Source organism: Mesorhizobium sp. L103C105A0, assembly GCF_000502215.1.
Lineage (GTDB): Bacteria > Pseudomonadota > Alphaproteobacteria > Rhizobiales > Rhizobiaceae > Mesorhizobium.
The window spans coordinates 193983-213276 of sequence record NZ_AYXF01000004.1; the positions used below are offsets into that span (position 1 = coordinate 193983).

General features: G+C 63.0%; 18 protein-coding genes and 1 tRNA gene. 10 read left to right on the forward strand and 9 right to left on the reverse strand.

The features are described 5' to 3' along the window. Nucleotides 1-8: 8 nt before the first annotated feature. Nucleotides 9-950 (forward strand): glyoxylate/hydroxypyruvate reductase A, encoded by a 942-nt coding sequence (locus X727_RS150175; protein ID WP_023834337.1) that lies wholly within the window; start codon nucleotides 9-11, stop codon nucleotides 948-950. Nucleotides 951-962: 12 nt separating this feature from the next. On the opposite strand, the gene X727_RS150170 is transcribed toward X727_RS150175, so the two are convergent. Together X727_RS150170 and X727_RS150165 are read right to left on the reverse strand one after the other, a co-directional pair. Further along, nucleotides 963-1322, reverse strand: a complete 360-nt coding sequence (locus X727_RS150170; RefSeq protein WP_023751915.1) for a hypothetical protein — start codon at nucleotides 1320-1322, stop codon at nucleotides 963-965. 104 nt (nucleotides 1323-1426) lie between these two features. Next, a complete protein-coding gene (locus X727_RS150165; RefSeq protein WP_023834338.1) occupies nucleotides 1427-2359 on the reverse strand; it encodes a methyltransferase domain-containing protein in 933 nt (310 codons plus the stop codon). A gap of 105 nt (nucleotides 2360-2464) precedes the next feature. Here X727_RS150165 and X727_RS150160 point away from each other — a divergent pair, with 105 nt between their 5' ends. From X727_RS150160 to X727_RS150150, 3 genes are all read left to right on the forward strand, one after another. Further along, on the forward strand, nucleotides 2465-3475 hold the full coding sequence (locus X727_RS150160; RefSeq protein WP_023669503.1) for a ligase-associated DNA damage response exonuclease: 1011 nt from the start codon (nucleotides 2465-2467) through the stop codon (nucleotides 3473-3475). Between the two features lie 244 nt (nucleotides 3476-3719). Continuing rightward, the gene (locus X727_RS150155; protein ID WP_023755180.1) at nucleotides 3720-5318 is read left to right on the forward strand and encodes a cisplatin damage response ATP-dependent DNA ligase; all 1599 of its coding nucleotides are present in this window, start codon (nucleotides 3720-3722) and stop codon (nucleotides 5316-5318) included. A 43-nt stretch (nucleotides 5319-5361) separates the two neighbouring features. Further along, the gene (locus X727_RS150150; RefSeq protein WP_023740782.1) at nucleotides 5362-6180 is read left to right on the forward strand and encodes an isocitrate lyase/phosphoenolpyruvate mutase family protein; all 819 of its coding nucleotides are present in this window, start codon (nucleotides 5362-5364) and stop codon (nucleotides 6178-6180) included. A 52-nt stretch (nucleotides 6181-6232) separates the two neighbouring features. On the opposite strand, the gene X727_RS150145 is transcribed toward X727_RS150150, so the two are convergent. Continuing rightward, a complete protein-coding gene (locus X727_RS150145) occupies nucleotides 6233-7474 on the reverse strand; it encodes a hypothetical protein (protein ID WP_023736159.1) in 1242 nt (413 codons plus the stop codon). 57 nt (nucleotides 7475-7531) lie between these two features. Continuing rightward, complete coding sequence (locus tag X727_RS1000000167950; RefSeq protein WP_155921595.1) at nucleotides 7532-7753, reverse strand: hypothetical protein; 222 nt, start codon at nucleotides 7751-7753, stop codon at nucleotides 7532-7534. 72 nt (nucleotides 7754-7825) lie between these two features. Here X727_RS1000000167950 and X727_RS150140 point away from each other — a divergent pair. The 6 genes from X727_RS150140 to X727_RS150115 all read left to right on the forward strand — a co-directional run bounded on the left by X727_RS150140 (nucleotide 7826) and on the right by X727_RS150115 (nucleotide 13710). Next, nucleotides 7826-7901, forward strand: a tRNA-Thr gene (locus X727_RS150140). A gap of 491 nt (nucleotides 7902-8392) precedes the next feature. Then, the gene (locus X727_RS150135) at nucleotides 8393-8581 is read left to right on the forward strand and encodes a hypothetical protein (RefSeq protein ID WP_023834339.1); all 189 of its coding nucleotides are present in this window, start codon (nucleotides 8393-8395) and stop codon (nucleotides 8579-8581) included. After that, on the forward strand, nucleotides 8581-9762 hold the full coding sequence (locus X727_RS150130; protein ID WP_023669499.1) for an acyltransferase: 1182 nt from the start codon (nucleotides 8581-8583) through the stop codon (nucleotides 9760-9762). The genes X727_RS150135 and X727_RS150130 overlap by 1 nt, the downstream gene beginning before the upstream one ends. Next, entirely contained in the window at nucleotides 9759-10871 is a 1113-nt protein-coding gene (locus X727_RS150125) for a glycosyltransferase (protein WP_023682047.1), read from the forward strand. The genes X727_RS150130 and X727_RS150125 overlap by 4 nt, the downstream gene beginning before the upstream one ends. Beyond that, nucleotides 10868-11914, forward strand: a complete 1047-nt coding sequence (locus tag X727_RS150120; protein ID WP_023712595.1) for a glycosyltransferase — start codon at nucleotides 10868-10870, stop codon at nucleotides 11912-11914. Before X727_RS150125 ends, X727_RS150120 begins: the two co-directional genes overlap by 4 nt. Further along, nucleotides 11914-13710, forward strand: a complete 1797-nt coding sequence (locus tag X727_RS150115; protein ID WP_031202805.1) for an ABC transporter ATP-binding protein — start codon at nucleotides 11914-11916, stop codon at nucleotides 13708-13710. The genes X727_RS150120 and X727_RS150115 overlap by 1 nt, the downstream gene beginning before the upstream one ends. 123 nt (nucleotides 13711-13833) lie before the next feature. On the opposite strand, the gene X727_RS150110 is transcribed toward X727_RS150115, so the two are convergent. Genes X727_RS150110 through X727_RS150090 form a run of 5 tightly spaced genes read right to left on the reverse strand, consistent with a single transcriptional unit; the run spans nucleotide 13834 to nucleotide 19073 of the window. Next, nucleotides 13834-14664, reverse strand: a complete 831-nt coding sequence (locus X727_RS150110; protein ID WP_023682050.1) for a dipeptide ABC transporter ATP-binding protein — start codon at nucleotides 14662-14664, stop codon at nucleotides 13834-13836. After that, nucleotides 14664-15509, reverse strand: coding sequence for an ABC transporter ATP-binding protein (locus X727_RS150105; RefSeq protein WP_023692618.1), 846 nt, complete (start codon nucleotides 15507-15509; stop codon nucleotides 14664-14666). Before X727_RS150105 ends, X727_RS150110 begins: the two co-directional genes overlap by 1 nt. Beyond that, complete coding sequence (locus tag X727_RS150100) at nucleotides 15509-16393, reverse strand: ABC transporter permease subunit (RefSeq protein ID WP_050485757.1); 885 nt, start codon at nucleotides 16391-16393, stop codon at nucleotides 15509-15511. The genes X727_RS150105 and X727_RS150100 overlap by 1 nt, the downstream gene beginning before the upstream one ends. A gap of 26 nt (nucleotides 16394-16419) precedes the next feature. Further along, nucleotides 16420-17427, reverse strand: a complete 1008-nt coding sequence (locus X727_RS150095; RefSeq protein ID WP_023669492.1) for an ABC transporter permease subunit — start codon at nucleotides 17425-17427, stop codon at nucleotides 16420-16422. A 47-nt stretch (nucleotides 17428-17474) separates the two neighbouring features. Beyond that, nucleotides 17475-19073 (reverse strand): ABC transporter substrate-binding protein, encoded by a 1599-nt coding sequence (locus X727_RS150090; protein ID WP_023669491.1) that lies wholly within the window; start codon nucleotides 19071-19073, stop codon nucleotides 17475-17477. Nucleotides 19074-19294 lie beyond the last annotated feature (221 nt).

Sequence of the window (19294 nt, forward strand, 5' to 3'; positions counted from 1 at the left end):
ATCCGCAAATGGAAAAAGGCAAAATCCTGCTTGCCGTCACCGGCTTTCATCCGCAGCGCTGGCGCGAGCTGCTGTCGGCCGAGCGCGAAGTGGTGCTGGAGCCGGACGGTGCGTCTGATCCATCGATCACCTATGCGGTGGTGTGGAAGCAGAAGCCGAACCTACTGAAATCGCTGCCCAATCTGCGCGCAATCTTCTCGATCGGCGCCGGCGTCGACCACATCTTCGCCGATCCCGGCCTGCCCGATGTGCCGATCGTCAAGGTGGTCGCCGACAACCTGACGCAGTACATGACCGAATATGTCGTCTGGCGCGTGCTCGACCATCACCGGCAGGGCATGCTCTATCGTGCGCAGCAGCCGAAGAAGACCTGGCACGAACCGCCGCAGCGGCCGGCGGGTGACATCTCGGTCGGCATTATGGGGCTCGGCAATCTCGGCCGCGCGGCGGCATCGGTGCTGTTGTCGCTCGGCTTTGCCGTCAATGGCTGGTCGCGGAGCGACAAGGCCATGAAAGGCGTTGCGACCTATGCCGGAGAGGCCGGGCTGATCCCCTTCCTCAACGCCACCGACATACTGGTGGTGCTGTTGCCGCTGACGCCGGACACGCACGGCATCATCAATTACGGCGTGCTGAAGGAATTGCGCAAGCGCAACGGCCTCGGCGGCTCGGTGCTGATCAATGCCGGGCGCGGCCGGCTGCAGAAGGACGTCGACATCTTGCGAGCGCTGGACGACGGCACGCTGAAGGAGGCGAGCCTCGACGTGTTCGAGGTCGAGCCGCTGCCGAAGACCAGTCCGCTTTGGAGTCACCCGAAAGTGTTCGTGACGCCGCACGCGGCGGCGACCTCCGACCCTGTCCACCTGGCGCCGAGCATGTTGCGGCAGATGGATGCCTTCGAGCGCGGCGAAAAGCTTGATAACGTGGTCGACCGCAAGGCGGGGTACTGAGGAAGTTCAGGTTCAGCTCGGCAGGGTGAACTTCTTCTGTTTGTTGGGCTTGCCGCAGTCGCGGCGGACGATCGAGCGGTTCATGGCGTCGATCTTGCCACTTGCCAGATCAGTATCGCGCTTGCTTTTGGAGCGCATATCCGGCGTGAACGGGCCGAAGCCCATCGCCGGATTGGAGAAGCTCGGCTTGGCGTCCATCGACAGATGGTATTGCTGCGCCAGTTCGTTGCGTTGCGCCAGCAACTGGTCGCAAGGCACGTTGTCATATTGCAGCGACGATTGCACGTCCTGGTCCTGCCGCTCCGACATCGAACTGCCCATGCAGCCGGTCATTGCCAGGCAAGACACCAAGACCATCATGTTCCAGCGCATGTGTTCCTCCTCAATGCCTGCCGCGGGCTTTTCCCGGCTTGTATCCTACCTGATGCCGCGCCAGCCGCAAAAATCCTATTCACGTTTTCGAACAAGACGAGACATCAACCCTTGGACGAGGGCACCGCCAGCGCGGCAAGCCCGTCGACCGGCTGGCGGCGATCCCAGCGGATCACGGTCGGCTGCATCGACAGCACCGACAGGCAGTTTGCGGCAAGCACCCGCTCGACATAGGCTTGAGAATGGGCGTAGCGACGAGACGCCTGCAGCGCGAAACCGGCGTCGCCGCCCGCCCCGCCCTTGGCTGGCTTTTCGACGGAAAAGGCAAACAGGCCATTGGTGGCCAGAATGCCCGCGACCGTCTTCATCACGCGATCGAGCGCGCCGACGTAGATGAACACGTCGGCCGCCACCACCAGATCGGCTTTCGGTCCGGCATAGGCGAAATCCTGCAGATCGGCCTTGGCGAGCAGATCGTAGACGCCTTTGGCGCGGGCCTTTTTCAGCATGGCGGCGGAGATGTCGTAGCCCTCCAGCCGTTCGGCGACCGGCCGCAGTTTCTCGCCCATCAGACCGGTGCCGCAACCAAGGTCGAGCGCCAGCGAAAAGCGGCCCGCCCTTGCCGCTCGAATGGCGCGATCGAGAAACTCCGGCAGCCGGTAGCCGAGCTTGCCGACCAGCGAATCCTCGAAAGTTTCGGCATAGTGGTCGAACAGCGTTTCGACGAAGGCGCTGGGTGGCGCCGCGGCAGCCGGCGCCTTGCCGATGAGTTGCAGCTTCAGCGCAGCGCCAAGGCGATCGGCCGGGTCGAGTTTCAGCGCCGTCGCCCAGGCTTGAGCCGCCACGTCGAGCCGCTCGGCCGTCTCCTGCATCTCGCCAAGACGGAACCAGCCCGCCGCCCATTGCGGCGCCAGTTCCAGCGCGCCGAGCAGCAGCTCCGCCGCTGCCGCGTGCTCGCCCGAGCCGAAAAGCATCTCGGCATAGTCGGCGCGACGGTCGGCGGTCAGGTCGCCGGACGAGATTTTCAGCGGTTGCATGGCGATGGCCCCGCCGGCTGATGCGGCCGGTGGCTGGCTGTAGGCCGAGTCAGCAGTCTCTTGCAACAGGCTTCCCGCGCTGGAATTAGCCACTATCTTGACTGGATGCGCGCCAGCGACCTGCTCCATCCCCGGCCTGAAGGCCTTTATTGCCCATGCGGCGATTTCTTCATCGACCCGGTGCGGCCAGTCAACCGAGCGTTGATCACGCATGGCCATTCCGACCATGCCCGATCCGGCCATCGTTCGGTGCTGGCGACGCAGCAGACGCTCGACATTATGGGGTTGCGTTATGGCGAGGATTTTGCCGGGACAACGCAAGCGGCCGTGCTTGGCGAAGCGATGGCGCTGAGCGATGTCAGCGTCACCTTCCATCCGGCCGGCCATGTGCTGGGCTCGGCGCAGATCGCGGTCGAGCACAAGGGCAGGCGCATCGTCGCCTCCGGCGACTACAAGCGCCAGAAGGACGCGACCTGCGCACCGTTCGAACCGGTCCAATGCGACGTCTTCATCACCGAGGCGACCTTCGGCCTGCCGGTGTTTCACCATCCGCCCGACACGGAGGAGATCGCCCGGCTGCTCAAATCGGCGGCGCAGTTTCCCGAGCGATCGCATCTGGTCGGCGCCTATGCGCTGGGCAAGGCACAGCGGGTGATGCGGCTGCTGCGCGATGCCGGTTATGACAGGCCGATCTATATCCACGGCGCGCTGGCCAAGCTCAGCGAATATTACCAGAGCCAGGGCATCGACCTCGGCACGCTGGAGCCGGCAACCGTCGACAGCGGCGGCAAGCAGGATTTCACTGGGGCCATCGTTGTCGGCCCGCCATCGGCCTTCGCCGACCGCTGGGCGCGGCGCTTTCCCGACCCGATCTCATGCTTCGCCTCGGGCTGGATGCGCATCCGCCAGCGCGCCAAGCAAGGCGGCGTCGAACTGCCGCTGATCATTTCCGACCATGCCGACTGGGATGAACTGACCGCTACCGTCAAGGAGACGGGCGCCGGCGAAATCTGGGTGACGCACGGCCGCGAGGAAGCGCTGGTGCGCTGGTGCGAGCTGGAAGGCATCGCCGCCACGCCACTGCACCTTGTGGGCTATGAGGACGAGGGCGATTGATGGTGATTTTTGATCCAGAAATCGCCGGCGCGGCGATCCTTCCCACCCCCCTCTGGCCTGCCGGCCATCTCCCCCGCAAGGGGGGAGATCAGATGTCACCTCCGCTTTCGCCAATCGCCAACCTCGCAAGATGGGCGGCAAGATCAAGGCTGCCAATCTCCCCCCTTGCGGGGGAGATGTCCAGCAGGACAGAGGGGGGTGTGCCAGAGCGCAAACCTCTGCCGTCAACGCGGTCCTTGCATCCATGAACCGCTTTGCCGAACTCCTCGACCGCCTGGTGCTGACGCCGTCGCGCAATGGCAAGCTGACACTGCTCGTTGATTATTTCCGCAGCGTCGAGGACCCCGACCGCGGGCTGGCGCTGGCGGCTATCACTGGCGACCTCAACATTGCGGCGGTCAAGCCGGCGATGCTGCGCACGCTGGTCACCGAGCGCATGGATCCGGTGCTGTTCGGCTATTCCTACGACTATGTCGGCGACCTTGCCGAAACCGTCTCGCTGGTTTGGCCGCAAACGCCGGGACATATCCCCAACCGGGAGCCGACGCTTGGCGATGTCGTGGCGACGCTGCAGGCGGCGAGCCGCTCCGACGGACCCAAGGTGCTGGCCGGGCTGCTCGACAGCGCCGGCATTTCGGCGCGCTTTGCCATCATCAAGCTGGTCACCGGCGGCTTGCGCATCGGCGTTTCGGCGCGGCTGGCCAAACAGGCGCTGGCCGATTTCGGCAAGGTCGATGTCGCCGAGATCGAGGAGCTGTGGCACGGGCTGACGCCGCCCTATATCTCGCTGTTCGCGTGGCTGGAAGGCAAGGCCGAGAAGCCGAAGCGGACCGCACTTGCCCTGTTCAGTCCGGTGATGCTGTCGAACCCGGTCGGCGACGGCGACCTCGAAAAGCTCGATCCGGCCGCCTATGGCGCGGAATGGAAATGGGACGGCATCCGCGTTCAGGCGGTGTGCGAGGGCGGCGTGCGCCGGCTCTATTCGCGCACCGGCGACGATGTGTCCGGCGCATTCCCCGATCTCGCCCAGGCGATGAATTTTTCCGCCGCGCTCGACGGCGAATTGCTGGTCGGCGAGCCCGCGGCGACCGGCACGTTTTCGGACCTGCAACAGCGGCTCAATCGCAAGAGCGTGGCCCCGAAGATACAGCAGCAATACCCGGCCTTCATGCGCTGCTACGATGCGCTGCAGATCAACGGCGAAGATTTGCGCGCGCTACCTTTCCGCGAGCGGCGGGCCCGTCTTGAGGCCTTCATCACAACGCTGGACCCGCACCGTTTCGATCTGTCGCCATTCGTCGAATTCCGGGATTGGCAAACGCTGGAGGAACTGCGCCGCGCGCCGCCGCACCCGATTATCGAAGGCGTGATGCTGAAGCGCTGGGATTCGCCCTATCTCGCGGGACGGCCGAAAGGGCCGTGGTTCAAGTGGAAGCGCGATCCGCACACGGTCGATGCTGTGCTGATGTATGCGCAGCGCGGCCATGGCAAGCGGTCGAGCTTTTATTCCGACTATACGTTCGGCGTCTGGTCGGGGCCGGAAGGCGCGGAGGAATTGGTGCCGGTCGGCAAGGCCTATTTCGGCTTCACCGACGAGGAGTTGAAGCAGATCGACAAATTTGTCCGCGACAATACGGTCGAGCGTTTCGGCCCGGTGCGCTCGGTGCGCGCCGACCGCAGCCAAGGCCTGGTGCTGGAGGTGGCGTTCGAAGGTCTCAACCGTTCGACTCGCCACAAATCCGGCGTTGCGATGCGATTTCCCCGCATCTCACGGCTGCGCTGGGACAAGCCGACCGCCGAAGCCGACCGCATCGAGACGCTGCAGGCGCTGCTGGATCGCTAGACTTAATTCCGAACCGGGAGTACCAACCCAGGCAGGAGCGTAGATGATTTCCCGATCCGACAAGGTTGAACGGTTTCGTGCTCTTCACAAATCCGGCTGCTTCGTGATCCCCAATCCGTGGGACATAGCCGGCGCGCGGATGATGACGGGTCTCGGCTTCAAGGCGCTGGCGACGACATCGTCGGGCTACGCATTCTCGAAAGGCAGGAAAGACGGAGCGCTGGACGTCAGCCGCGCCGAGAGCCTGGCCTATGCCGCCGATATCGCCGCCTCGACCGATGTTCCCGTTACCGCCGATCTCGAGGACGGGTACGAAGACACGCCCGAGGGTGTTCCCGAGACCGTTCGGCTGGCGGCCGAGGCTGGACTGGCGGGGCTGTCCATCGAGGATCGGCAGCCGAATTCCGATCTGCCGATACGCGATTTTGACGACGCGGTGGCGCGGATAGCCGCCGCCGCAGAGGCCGCGCGAAAATACAACATCGTGCTGACTGCCCGCGCCGACGGCCTCGGCAAAGGCGCTTATGATCTCGAAGAGGCCATTCGCCGCCTCAGGACATTCGAGGCTGTCGGCGTTGAGGTTCTCTATGCGCCGGGTGTGCCGGACCTGGCGTCCCTCGAAAAGCTTTGCCGCTCAGTCAAAACTCCCGTCAATCATGTGATCGGCCAGGGTGTCTCCGGGTTGACCCTCGACCAGATTGCGCAAGCCGGTGTGCGGCGGATCAGCGTCGGTGGATCGCTCGCCCGCGCTGCCGGCGGAGCGCTGCTGACCATCTGCCGGGAGATTGCGGCAGGCGACTTCGGCGCGCTGGACTCCGCCCCGGCCTGGGGCGTCCTGCACAGCCCCAAAGCGATGATTTAGCTGGCAGGAGCCGCGCCCGCAAATCCAGGCTGTGACCACCGGGCACCGGGACCTACGGTTCGATCGAGACGCGGATCTCGTAGATGTCGACCGCCTTGCCCTGCTTGTCGAAGTCGGAGTTGATGGCGATGCTCCCGGCGGCGCCCGGGGGCTTGTCGGGGAATTTCACGTCGAACAGATATTCGTTACGCTGCTGGCCGACCGCATAGCGCTTGCGGCCGCAATCGCCGAGATCGCCGAAATTGCAGTCGACGGAGATCTGCGTGTCCTTGCCGTCCTCGGCGCGGGCGACGATGTCGAACACGGCATGTTTGCCGGCAAGCTTCTCCAGCACGCCCTGCCCGACATCGAAGCTGATGGCCGAGCCGGAAGCACCGGAGCGGATGCGCAGGAAGGAGCCGGTGTCGTCCTGCACGACATCGGCCTTGGCGTCGGACGGGGTCGCCACATGCGTTGGATCGGTGGGTGTAAACACGTTGATCCAGTCGCGCGTCTGTTCGGCGACACCAGGCTGCTGCGGCGCGCCAGGCTGCTGCGGCTCAGTTGTACCGGCAGGCGGCGTGAAGTCGTCATCGTCGACGGTCGGCGGCGCTTCGGGCGGCGCCGTGTCGAGCTGCGCCGGCGTCTTGAACACCCCGGTCTGCACGGCGAAATAGAGGCCGATGCCGGCGGCGGCGAGCAACGTCACGCCAAAGAAGATCGCCGTCAGCGGCAGGCGGCGGCCCCTTATCCGCCTTTCATCGCGATCAGGCGCCACTTCCGCCGCGGCCTCGGCCGGCGCGGAATCGGCCATATCGATCGCCGGGGCGCCGGGCAGCGTGGCGTCAGGCATGATGTCGGGGACGACCGGCAGCACGCGCGAACGCGGCGCGTCGGATGCCTCGGGCTGAACCGGTTCATCAACGACGATCGCCGGCGACGGTCCGGCCGCGACACCTGTCGGGGCATCGACCGCGGGCGCTTCGGCGGCGCCCTGTACGGCGTCTTGCGGCTGCGCAACGCGTTGCGGCAGCGCGGTATCTTGTGTCTGCGCAGCGCTCTGCGTCGGCGCGGCGCTCTGCGTGGGCGCGGCGACATCGGGGACCGCGGGCAGGAATTCGGATTCGATCTCGGCGATCTTTTCCTGGACCGCCTTGCGGCGCTTGATGGCGGCTTCCACCGTCACGCCGGGATTGGCCTGGAGCACGCGGTCGAGCGCCGCGAAAGCCGACCGATAGACCCGCTCGCGAAATGCCCGGTCCTCGGCGTTGCCTTTCTCGAAGGCGTTGCGGATCGCTTTTTCGATCGCGTCCAAGCGAATTCCCCTGTCCGTTCGCTTACATTGCCATGATCGTTAGCCGCAGGCGACCAATCAATCAACGGGCGAGCGCCCGCATTCTGCCTTACAGGCCTGTTCAACGCCCATTTCGATGCCTTTTAGCAATAAAATCAGTCCGTTTGCCGCCTTGCCGGGCGATTTGCGCGCAGTCCGGCGCGACGTCTCCGCGTAATCGAAAAAGCAAACAAGGCGATGGCTTATTCCGCGCCAATGGAAAATGACGGGACGAATTGCCGGATCCAGCCTTGAAATCACGGTTGCCCATCTTGAATTAGCGGCCGGTTGAGTCTATCACCCAGCCGATCCTGGAGGCTTCGCGCTTCCTGGGCCGCTTTAGCTCAGTTGGTAGAGCACATCATTCGTAATGATGGGGTCAGGTGTTCGAGTCACCTAAGCGGCACCAGTTCTCCATCCGACGCAAGCGTGACGGCAGGTGCAAGGCTAATGCACGTCACTCCCTACGCCAACACCGGCACTTCCTGTCTGCCTCGTCGACATGCGCCATATGGCCGCCGCCACAGGATTGCGTCGTCAGACGCTTGACCATCGACTATGCTGCATCGCGCAAGATCGACAGCCTAGAGAACCCGACAATACAAGCATAATTTATAAGATACAAAACCACTATCTTAGAATAATCTTCGTCAATTTTGACCTATATCAGACACTCCGGATTATAGTTGTGTAATTAAACCGTGCCTTTCTAACATGGTACTACTGCTCATGCAGCATTGCGGACGTGAAAAACCCTCAGCGACGCAACGCACTCGCAAATCATACCCATTTTTAGCACTAACTCACACAAATATTACAGCTCGATAGATATTTTGTGTTGCACTGCACCATTGCCCGGTTGCACCATTTCTTGGGGGATTTGGTACTGGGAAGTGCGCCGTGGAGGATTCCGCCAAGTTGATCAGCTTGAATTTTTCGCTGGCCAGCACCGATTTCGAGGCTGTCCCGCGCACAAGGCGCGGGTTTGATGTTGTCGGCGCACTCTCGACGCTGGCAGGCCTCGACCTGAGGCCCGGAATGCAGGGCCGCTGGCTTCATCGGAGATTTCAGACCGGCGGAAATGGCTGATGGCGGTCGCGCGTGACAATCAGTTGGACGCTCTGCGCGCCATCGCTGTCACGATGGTTCTCTATTCCCATTTCCTTGCACCCAACGGGTCCTCCTTTTGGGGCCACATCGGGGTGCGGCTTTTTTTTGTGCTGAGCGGCTTCCTGATCACACGACTGCTGCTCGAAGCGCGCGCCGCGGCCGAATTCAAAGCCGGCCCTGCATTGAGTTCCTTCTACATCAGGCGCGCGCTGCGCATATTCCCGCCCTATTTCGCCGTGCTTGGGTTCGTCTGGCTGACCGATCTGGAGCAGTCCAGTGGATCGCTCGTCTGGCATGCGCTTTACCTGTCGAATTTTTGGTACGCGCTGCGCAACGAATGGACGCCCTGGCTACTCTGCCATTTCTGGAGCCTGAGCATCGAGGAGCAGTTCTATATCGCCTGGCCGCTGGTCGTGCTTCTCGCACCCCGCCGGCGGGTGGAAGCGATCACTATCGGCGTCATCCTGTTGTCGCTGGCCTATCGCTTCTACTGGCCGATCACCGCCACCCCGGCGCTAGCGCGCGACCTGCTGCCGCCAGCATCGATGGACGCGCTGGCGTTTGGTGCTTTGCTTGCCTGCCGGCGGACCAGAGGCGCCGGCCTGCCGCAATGGATGCGGCTAGGCTGGCCAGCCCTTGCGGCTGTCTTCCTGGCGATTGAGTGGCTTATCCCTGCGCCGGCCGATCCTATGCTGGAATGGGCCCGCTGGGCGTTGCTGCAGATCCTGCCCCTGGTGCCGCTGGTGGCCGTTGTCGCCGCCTGTTCAGCCGGCCTTGGCGGCGTCCTCGGCAGGGTTTTCGAACTGCCACCGCTGCTGTCACTGGGCCGCATCAGCTACGGCGTCTATCTTTACCATCCGATCCTTCTGTCGCTCGCCGTCAAGTCACAGCCCTGGATCCCGCTCAATGTCTCGGAGCAGGGGCCAGGGCGTTTCCTGGTCGCGAGCGCCGCCACGATCGCCGTCGCTTCGATCTCGTGGACGGCTTTCGAAAAGCCGCTCAACGGCCTCAAGCGCCGCTTCCCCTATGTAGCGCGCCGCCGCTCCCAGGCACGCTCTGGCGATGCCGGCTGGCTCGGCAGGGCGGCGGACGCCTATCCCGGCGGATCCCCCGATGGCCGCGCCGCACTCGAACTCCGGCGAACGGATGCGCAGAGATGACCACCGCGCCGCTCGTCTCCGTCCTGCTGCCGGTCTACAATGCCGGGCCTTATCTCACCGCTGCGCTGGAGAGCATTCTGCGGCAAGACTACGATCGCCTGGAGGTCATCGCTATCGATGACGGATCGACTGACAACTCGCTCGAGATTCTCGAACGATACCGCCGGGCAGACAATCGCGTTTCTGTCATCTCGCGTGAGAACCGCGGCCTCGTCGCCACCCTCAATGAAGGGCTACGACTGGCCCAGGGCGAGCTTGTTGCGCGAATGGATGCGGACGATGTCGCCTATCCCCGGCGCCTCTCGCGCCAGGTCGCACTGTTCGAGCGGCGGCCCGATCTCGGCTTCTGCGGCGCCTGCGTCGATACCTTGCTTCACGGCCGTATCGCCAAAGGCAGGCTAGACCCGGTGTTCCGGCTCGGCCGGCTCGACATATTGTCGATGTTCTTTACGATATTCTTACATCCGACGGTGATCTATAACAGGAAGGTTATTGGGAACAACGATCTCTATTACGATCCAAAATATAGGCATGCCGAGGATTTCGATCTCTTCAGACGGCTTGCCGGCCGTTTCCCGGCGACCATATTGCCCGATAGCCTGCTCGTCTATCGCATCCATGCGGGAAGCGTGACCATGCGGCATGCCAAGGAAATGCGCAGGACGCATTTGCGGATCGTGGCCGAAAATCTCGAGCGTGAGGGGCTTGCTGAAACCACAGCGGATCTGCGCGACATCGGCGAGGCCGTCTCTTTCGACACGGTTTCGCGCGCAGCCGATTTCATCCGTGCGCTCGAAGAGCGGATTTCCGAGCTGCCGACCGACACACGGCCAAGCTTCGAGGCAGGCGCGCTGAACCTGTTCTATTTCCTCTACCAACTCGTCGGCGACGAAGGAGAACCGCCGCTGACCCACGAATTGCTCACGCGGACGGCGAGATGGAATTTCATCCGGCGCCGCGAACAATATGCGCTGCGTCCCGGCGTCTGGGCGCCTTGGCTCAGCCTGCTCTCGATAAGGGCCGGAAAGCGGGCGGACGCGGTGGCCTACTTCTTCAAAACCACGCCGGCCGAAGCGGTGCTTGCGCGTTATCAGCGGGGACTGGTATGACCGACAGGCCCCACCCGCTCCTGCGCGATCACCAGTTTGCGAGTGCGCCGGTCCCGACATCTCCCCGATCGGAGCGGCCGTCGCTCGAGGTCAGTTTCATCGTCTGCACGCGCGACCGCGCCGCTGTGCTGGAGGCTTGCATAGCCTCGATCCAGACCGCATGCCGGGTGCACGCCACCTTCGCGGCAGAGTTGGTGGTGGTCGATAATGGTTCACGGGACGGCACGTCAAAGCGGCTGGCCGCTATCGCCGAAACTTCCGACATCCCAGTCACAGCCGTCTCGGAGACTCGCCCCGGACTAGCCGCTGCCCGCAATGCCGGATTGGCGCGAGCGCGAGGCCGCGTGCTGGTCTTCGTCGACGACGACTGCAAGCTCGACCGCGACTATCTCCGCGACCTGGAGCGGCACTACCGGAGTGGCGAGAAGTGGCTGATCCGCGGCGGCCGGGTCGAGCTCGGTGATGCCCGGGACCTGCCCTTCACCATAAAGCTCCGCGAGGCAAGCGAGCGGCTGACCCCGGCGGTCCACCCCGGCGGCTTCGTGCTCGGCTGCAACATGACCATGCACCGCGACGTCGCGGCCCGCATCGGCTCGTTCGACGAACGCTTCGGCGCTGGCGGCCCGCTACGCTCGGCTGAAGATACTGATTATCTCGTGCGGGCGATGCTGCTCGGCATGCCGGTCGAGTATGTGCCCGACATGACGGTCTTGCATCATCACGGCCGGCGAGACCGCAAATCGATCGACAGGCTGCACCGCGACTATAGCCTCGGTAATGGTGCGCTGTGCCTGAAACATGTCCGCCACGCCCCTTGGCTGCTTCGCCATGTCTATTGGTCCGCGCGGGCCGCGTTCAGGGAACTGGCGGGCCGTCCTCGCTTTGACCGCGACCTCGATCTGTCGCACTGGCCTATTGTTGTTATGAATCTGGCAGGTGCCGCCAGATTTGCGCTGCTCGTCATGATGGGATGGCCAAAACGGCTGCCGCTGCGCCACGACCGAGAAGCCAGCGAAGCCAATGCGGAGGCCAGAGCGCGATAATGTCACTGATTCCGTCAGCCCTGCCAATGCTGCGCCGCGCGCTTGGTGGCAGGCTGTTGCGGCTCGTTCCCGTCGTGGTGGGGCTCGGGCTTGCGGGCGCCGCGCTGGAAGGCCTCGGCATCGGTCTCATCATTCCGCTGCTCGGCATCATTATGGGACGTGGCGAAACATCAGGCATGGCCGGTTTCTCCGCCCTCCTCCAGCAGGTTGGAGCGGACCTCGGCGAGCGCCAGCGGCTGATCGCCATTTCGGCCGCGATCCTCGGTTCGATCGTACTGAAAAATGTCTTTGCCTTCGCCAACACTCTGCTGACCAGCTACATCTACGGCAAGGCAGGTTATTCGATCCGTAGCGCACTGTCGGAGCAGTTGCTCAGGGTCGGCTACCCCTTTTTCCTGCAGCAAAGCCCCGGGCGGCTGCTCAACATCATCTCCAACGAATCCTGGCGAGCATCCGACGCTATCCAGGCCCTGCTCGGCGCGATCGTCAGTGCCTCGGCCGCCGTCATCCTGCTCGCCTTCCTCCTGCTCCTCTCTTGGCAGATGACGCTGCTGGTGACGCTAGGGCTGGCGCTCGTCCAACTGGCGCACGGGGTTTTGTCGTCCAATCTGAAGGCGCCGAGCCGCAGCGTCGTCTCGCGCAACAGCGCACTGGCGTCGCAGATGCTGCATCTGGTGCATGCCGGGCGCCTGATTCGCATCTTCGGGCAGGAGAACCGCGAAAAGGCGGTCTTCGCCAAAGCGTCCGACGGGGTGCGGCGGGCGGCTTTCGTGCTTTCAATCCGCCAGGGCGTCTTGCCGCCACTGACCGAGGTGTTGCACGCGATGCTGTTCCTGGCGGTGGTGATCGGAGCCTGGCTGGCGAATGTAAGCTTCCCGCTGACCGTCGCCTTCCTCATCCTGCTCTACCGACTGCAGCCGCATATGCGGGCCTTGCAGATGTCCTGGAGTCAGTTGCAAGGCATGAGCGGCTCGCTGGAGGAGGTACAATGGCTGCTCGATCCTTCCGACAAGCCCGAGGCGCCGCAGGGCAGCCTGCCGTTCGACGGCTTGCGCCAAGGGATCAGCTTCGATGATGTGAGCTTCGCCTATTCCGGTCCCCTGTCAGGCCCCGACGCGCGCGAGGCGGTGCTGCATAAGGCGGTGTTCGACATCCGCAGCGGCCGCTCGACGGCGCTGATCGGCCGCTCGGGCGCCGGCAAGACGACGATCGTCAATCTCCTGTGCCGCTTCGTCAAACCCGACAGCGGCAGGATCCTCGTCGATGGGGCACCGCTCGATGAAGTGGACCCAAGCCAGTGGCGGCGGAACATTGCCCTGGCCAGTCAGGAGCTGGAACTGGTCGATGGCACCATTTTTGAAAACATTATCTACGGCTACGACACGGCGTCGGCCAGCGACGCCATGCGCGCCGCAAGGCTGGCCGAGGCACATCAATTCATCGAGCACCTGCCGCAGGGCTACGCGACACTGGTCGGATACCGGGGCATCAACCTGTCAGCCGGACAAAGGCAAAGGATCGCCCTGGCGCGGGCGCTGGTGCGCGATCCCGATATTCTCATCCTCGACGAAGCCACCAGTGCGGTGGATGGGTTGTCAGAAGCCGCTATTGTCGAGACGCTGAAATCGCGGGCCGGCCGCCGCACCACCATTGTCATCAGTCATCATTACAGCACCATATCGTTCTGCGACGACGTGGTGATCTTGAGCCGCGGTCGGGTGAAAAAACAGGCCCCCTTCGCAACCCTGGCAACGCTCAGCATGGACGAGCTTTACCAGCACGGAGCGGGTGAGTGATGGGGCGCACCCCAACCTGCGACGCGGCTTGCGCCCGGCAGCTCGCAGATCGCGATCAATCCTGCCGGCAAACCACCGCCGCGACGCATTTCCGATTGTTCAAAAACAATTCTCGGTGGGAGGTCAGGCGGCCTTCTTCTTCGCCAGCCGCGCCTTGATCGAGGCGACGTCGGCGCGCGGCGTCGCGGCGAACAGCGTCCTGGTGTAGTTGTGCTTGGGGTCGGCGAAGACCTCCTCGCGCGAGCCGTATTCGACGGCTTCGCCGAAATACATCACCATCACATCGTCGGCGATGTAGCGCACGACCGACAGATCGTGGCTGATGAAGACATAGGTCAGCTGGAATTCGTCCTGCAGGTCGGCGAGCAGGTTGAGCACCTGCGCCTGCACCGAAAGATCGAGCGCGGAGACCGGTTCGTCAAGCACCAGCAGGCTCGGGTTCAGCATCAGCGCGCGGGCAATGGCGATGCGCTGGCGCTGGCCGCCCGAGAACATGTGAGGATAGCGATTGTAGTGCTCGGTTCCGAGGCCGACTTTCTTCAGCATCCTCATGGCGAGGTCGCGCCGCTCTTCGGCCGGCTTGTCGGTGTTGATGAGCAGCGGCTCGCCCAGCACATCTCCGATCTTTTGGCGCGGATTGAGCGATCCGTAAGGGTTCTGGAAGACGATCTGCACCTTGCGGCGCATCTCCCTGGTCAGGCCGTTCCTTGCGATGTCGACCTTGTTGCCGTCGATGAACAGTTCGCCCGACGTTGCCGGATCGATCAGCGTGATGATGCGCGCCAGCGTTGACTTGCCGCAGCCCGATTCACCGACGATGGCCAGCGTCTTGCCCTTGTCGACGCTGAACGAGACGCCCTTGACCGCATGCACGGTGCGCGCGCCGCGAAACAGGCCGCCGCCGACGTGATAGTCGCGCACGATGTCCTTGCCTTCGACGACCTTGATGCTCATCAGACGCCCCCGGCAGCCGGTTCGAACAGCATGTCCGAGACGGTCGGTAGCCGGTCGCCGACGGCATTTTCCGGCAGCGCCGACAAAAGCGCGCGGGTGTAATTGCTCTTCGGCGATTCAAACAGCGACAGCACGTCGGCCTCTTCCATCTTGCGGCCCTTGTACTGGACGATGACGCGGTCGGCGGTCTCGGCGACGACGCCCATATTGTGGGTGATCATGATCAGGCCCATGCCGTATTTGACCTGCAGCGAGACCAGCAGGTCGAGGATCTGCTTCTGGATGGTAACGTCGAGCGCGGTGGTCGGCTCGTCGGCGATCAGAAGCTTGGGATTGCAGGCGATGGCGATGGCGATCATCACCCGCTGGCACTGGCCGCCCGACATCTGGTGCGGGAACGAGTTCAGCCGTTCGGCCGGCTCGGCAATGCCGACCTGCGTCAGCAATTCGATGGCGCGCTCGCGACGCTGGGCCTTGTCCATGCCCATATGGAAGCGCAGCACTTCCTCGATCTGGAAGCCGACGGTGAAGCACGGATTGAGACTGGCCATCGGCTCCTGGAAGATCATCGACATGTCCTTGCCGACGATCTTGCGACGGTCGGCCGGGCTCATCTTCAGAAGATCGCGACCGTTGAAGCTCATCTGGTCGGCAGTGACCGTCGCCGTCCACGGCAACAGCCCCATCACAGCCAGCATCGACACCGACTTGCCGGAGCCGGATTCGCCGACGATGGCCAGCACTTCACGTTCGTTCACATGGAGCGAGACGCCATCGACCGCGCGGAACGGGCCGGATGCGGTCTGGAACTCGACGACGAGATTGCGGATGTCGAGCAGCGCCATTACGACCTCCTCAGCTTCGGATCGAGCGCATCGCGCAGACCGTCGCCGATCAGGTTGATGGCAAGCACGGTGATGAGGATGGCCAGACCGGGGAAGGTCACCACCCACCAGGCGCGCAGGATGAATTCACGCGCCGAGGCGAGCATGGTTCCCCATTCCGGTGTCGGCGGCTGGGCGCCAAGGCCGAGAAAGCCGAGAGCGGCCGCCTCCAGGATGGCGTTGGAGAAGGACAGCGTGCCCTGCACGATCAGCGGCGCCAGGCAGTTGGGCAGGATGGTGCGCAGCATAAGCCTTATATGGCCGGCGCCGGCGACCTTGGCGGCGACCACATATTCGCGGCTCTTTTCGGCCATGACGGCAGCGCGCACCAGACGGGCAAAGTGGGGTTGCAGGACAAGCGCGATGGCCAGCATGGCGTTGAACAGGCCGGGGCCGAGGATGGTGACCAGAACCAGCGCCAAGAGCAGCGACGGGAAGGACAGGATCAGATCCATGACCCGCATGATCGCCACGTCGACCCAGCCCCGGAAATAGCCAGCCAAAAGGCCGAGCGTGATGCCGCCGACAAGCGCCAGCGTGACCACGACGGCGCCGATGAGCAGCGAGAAACGCGCGCCATAGAGCAGGCGCGAGAGCATGTCGCGGCCGACCGCGTCGGTGCCAAGCAGATATTCCATGCTGCCGCCTGCCTGCCAGGCCGGCGGACGCAAGAAAGCGGTCTTGTCCTGGATGTCGGGCGCATAGGGCGCGAGCAGCGGTGCAAAGAGCGCGGCCAGCACCAAAAGGATGAAGACGAACAGGCCGATGACGGCGCCGCGGTTTACCGAGAAATAGTGCCAGAAAGTCCTGAAGCCGGTCAGTCGGTCAGGGTTGCCGGCGGCCATCGGGGCGATTTCGGTCGACTGGCTCATCACGCCGCCCTGATGCGCGGGTTGATGACGGCATAAAGCACGTCGACGATCAGGTTCACGGCCATGACGATAAGGGCGATCAGCAGCAAGCCTGACTGCACGACGACATAGTCGCGCTTGGATATGGATTCGACCATCCACTTGCCGATGCCCGGCCAGGCGAAGATGGTTTCTGTGAGAATGGCGCCGGCGAGCAGGGTACTGACCTGCAGGCCGATGGTGGTGACCACCGGGATCAGCGCATTGCGCAGCGCATGCACGCCGATGACGCGGGACGACGACAGGCCCTTGGCGCGGGCGGTCCGCACATAGTCTTCGCCCAGCACTTCGAGCATGGCCGAGCGCGTCTGGCGCGCGATCACCGCCAGCGGGATGGTGCCGAGCACAATTGTCGGCAGCACCAGGTGGCTCAATGCCGAGCGGAAAGCATCCCATTTGCCGTAGAGCAGGCTGTCGAGGGTCAGGAAGCCGGTGATCGGCTTGATAAAGAACTGAAGGCCGATGCGGCCTGAAACCGGGGTCCAGCCGAGATAGCCGGAGAAAAAGATGATCAGCAGCAGGCCCCACCAGAAGATCGGCATGGAATAGCCGACGAGGGCGGTGCCCATCAGCCCCTGGTCGAACCAGGAGCCGCGTTTGACCGCAGCAATGATGCCGGCCGGGATGGCCAGCACCATGGCGAAGATCATGGCGAAGACTGAGAGCTCGATGGTTGCCGGGAAGAGCGTCATGAAATCTTCGATGACCGGCCGCTTGGACGAAATCGACACGCCGAAATTGCCGGTCGCGGCATCGCGGACATAATGCGCGTATTGCTGCCAGATCGGCAAATTGTAGCCGAACTGTTCCTTCAGTTCCGCGTAACGCTCGGGCGACACGCCATGCTCGCCGGCCATGGCAAGAATGGGATCGCCGGGCAGCAGCCTGACGAAAGCGAAGGCGCAGATGGTGATGCCGATCAGCGTCGGCAGCACCAAGACGATTTTGTTTAGGAGATATCGGAGCATCTTGAAAAGCGGGCGGCGCCTGATTGCGCGCCGCCCGCCTAACAGTTCTATTCGGCCTTGTCGACGCCGTCGAAGCGATGAATGCCGAGCGGGTCCATCATGAAGCCGCTGACATTCTTGCGCACGACTGCGTAGACCTGGCTGTGTGCCATGAGGAAGGCCGGAGCCTGCTTCTGGAAGACAACCTGCGCCTCTTCATAGAGCTTGGTGCGTTCGGCCTGGTCGCTGGTCTTCTTGGCCTTCTGGATCAGATCCTCGAAGTCCTTGTCGCACCAGCTGGAGTAGTTCGACACGCCGATGGCCGAGCAGGCGAACAGCGTGGCGAAGAAATTGTCCGGATCGCCATTGTCACCGGTCCAGCCGATCTGGAAGGCGCCCGGACGCTCCTTCTTCTTGCCTTCTTCGCGGTACTTCGTCCACTCGTAGCTGACGATCTCCGCCTTGACGCCGACCTTGGCCCAGTCAGCCTGGATCAGTTCGGCGGCGCGCTGGAAGTTCGGGTTGTAGGGACGGACGCGGTCGGAGGCCCAAAGCTGGATCTCCTTCAATCCGGCATCGGCCAGCACCTTCTTGGCGGCTTCCGGATCATAGGCGTCGGACTTCACGTCCTTGTTCCACGACCACATGGTCGGCGGGATCAGGTTTACGGCCGGCGTGGCGCCGGCGTCCTGGAACAGCGACTTGATGAGCGATTCCCGATCGATCGCCTGGTTGAGCGCATGGCGCACTTCAGGCTTGTCGAGCGGCGGGATGGTGGTGTTGTAGCTCATATAGCCGATGTTGAGGCCAGCCTGATCCATCAGGGTCACGTCGGCGTTGGCCTTGATCGTGCCGATGTCGGCAGGATTCGGATAGGGCGCGATATCGCATTCGCCGGCGAGCACCTTCTGGATGCGGGCGGTGGCGTCAGGCGTGATCGCGAAGACGAGATCGTCGATCTTTTCCTTGCCCTTGAAGTAGTCCGGGTTGGCCGCATAGCGGATGACCGAATCCAGCTGGTAGTCGACGAACTGGAACGGACCTGTACCGACCGGCTTGGTCGAGAAGTCGGCCATCTTGCCGTCTTTTTCCAGCTGGTCGGCATATTCCTTCGACACGATCGAGGCGAAGTCCATGCCGAGATTGGCCAGCATCGGCGCGTTCGGCTCGGTCAGCGTCAGCTTCACGGTCAGGTCATCGACCTTTTCCCACTTGGCGACGTATTTCGGCATGTCCATGCCGGTGTAGTAGTCCCAGGTCAGGTTCGGCAGGTACTTCTCGCCGTTCCAGGGGTTTTCCTTGTTGAACTGGCGATCGAACGAAAAGACGACGTCGTCGGCATTGAAATCACGCGTCGGCTTGAAGAAATCTGTCGTCTGGAACTTCACGCCCGGATGCAGGTGGAAAGTATAGACCAGGCCGTCGTCCGAAATCTCCCATTTGTCGGCGAGACCGGGCACAACTTCGGTGCCGCCATGCTTGAACTCGACCAGGCGCGAATAGACGGTGCGCGACGAGGCGTCGAAGTCGTTGCCGCCCGTCGTGGTACCCGGGTCGAAGTTGGCCGGCGAGGCCTCCGAGCAATAGACCAGCGTCTTGGCATTGGCCACACCGCCGAGGACGCTTGCAGCCAGCAACGCGGCTGCAAAAGTCAGTTTCTTTTTCATTGAGCACTCCCTGATGTTCTACCAAGCCCCTCTATAGGCTCGCGAAGCGCGCATATAAGCACCGTTTTTCCGGCTTTGGAACACCCTGTTTGCCTACCCCACCGTAAGCAGAAAATATTTCTCGGTCTTTGACGAACTGCAGAAACAAATAGCAAAATCTGCTAATCACGGGATTGTTAACGACCGCATTTTTTCATTGATCGCAGCAATCGTAAGCCAAA

Excerpts from the sequence above, each read along its gene's own strand:
- X727_RS150175 (WP_023834337.1), top strand. The coding sequence starts at position 9 with ATGGAAAAAGGCAAAATCCTGCTTGCCGTCACCGGCTTTCATCCGCAG.
- X727_RS150170 (WP_023751915.1), bottom strand. The coding sequence starts at position 1,322 with ATGCGCTGGAACATGATGGTCTTGGTGTCTTGCCTGGCAATGACCGGC.
- X727_RS150165 (WP_023834338.1), bottom strand. The coding sequence starts at position 2,359 with ATGCAACCGCTGAAAATCTCGTCCGGCGACCTGACCGCCGACCGTCGC.
- X727_RS150160 (WP_023669503.1), top strand. The coding sequence starts at position 2,465 with ATGCGCGCCAGCGACCTGCTCCATCCCCGGCCTGAAGGCCTTTATTGC.
- X727_RS150155 (WP_023755180.1), top strand. The coding sequence starts at position 3,720 with ATGAACCGCTTTGCCGAACTCCTCGACCGCCTGGTGCTGACGCCGTCG.
- X727_RS150150 (WP_023740782.1), top strand. The coding sequence starts at position 5,362 with ATGATTTCCCGATCCGACAAGGTTGAACGGTTTCGTGCTCTTCACAAA.
- X727_RS150130 (WP_023669499.1), top strand. The coding sequence starts at position 8,581 with ATGGCGGTCGCGCGTGACAATCAGTTGGACGCTCTGCGCGCCATCGCT.
- X727_RS150125 (WP_023682047.1), top strand. The coding sequence starts at position 9,759 with ATGACCACCGCGCCGCTCGTCTCCGTCCTGCTGCCGGTCTACAATGCC.
- X727_RS150120 (WP_023712595.1), top strand. The coding sequence starts at position 10,868 with ATGACCGACAGGCCCCACCCGCTCCTGCGCGATCACCAGTTTGCGAGT.
- X727_RS150115 (WP_031202805.1), top strand. The coding sequence starts at position 11,914 with ATGTCACTGATTCCGTCAGCCCTGCCAATGCTGCGCCGCGCGCTTGGT.
- X727_RS150110 (WP_023682050.1), bottom strand. The coding sequence starts at position 14,664 with ATGAGCATCAAGGTCGTCGAAGGCAAGGACATCGTGCGCGACTATCAC.
- X727_RS150105 (WP_023692618.1), bottom strand. The coding sequence starts at position 15,509 with ATGGCGCTGCTCGACATCCGCAATCTCGTCGTCGAGTTCCAGACCGCA.
- X727_RS150100 (WP_050485757.1), bottom strand. The coding sequence starts at position 16,393 with ATGGCCGCCGGCAACCCTGACCGACTGACCGGCTTCAGGACTTTCTGG.
- X727_RS150095 (WP_023669492.1), bottom strand. The coding sequence starts at position 17,427 with ATGCTCCGATATCTCCTAAACAAAATCGTCTTGGTGCTGCCGACGCTG.
- X727_RS150090 (WP_023669491.1), bottom strand. The coding sequence starts at position 19,073 with ATGAAAAAGAAACTGACTTTTGCAGCCGCGTTGCTGGCTGCAAGCGTC.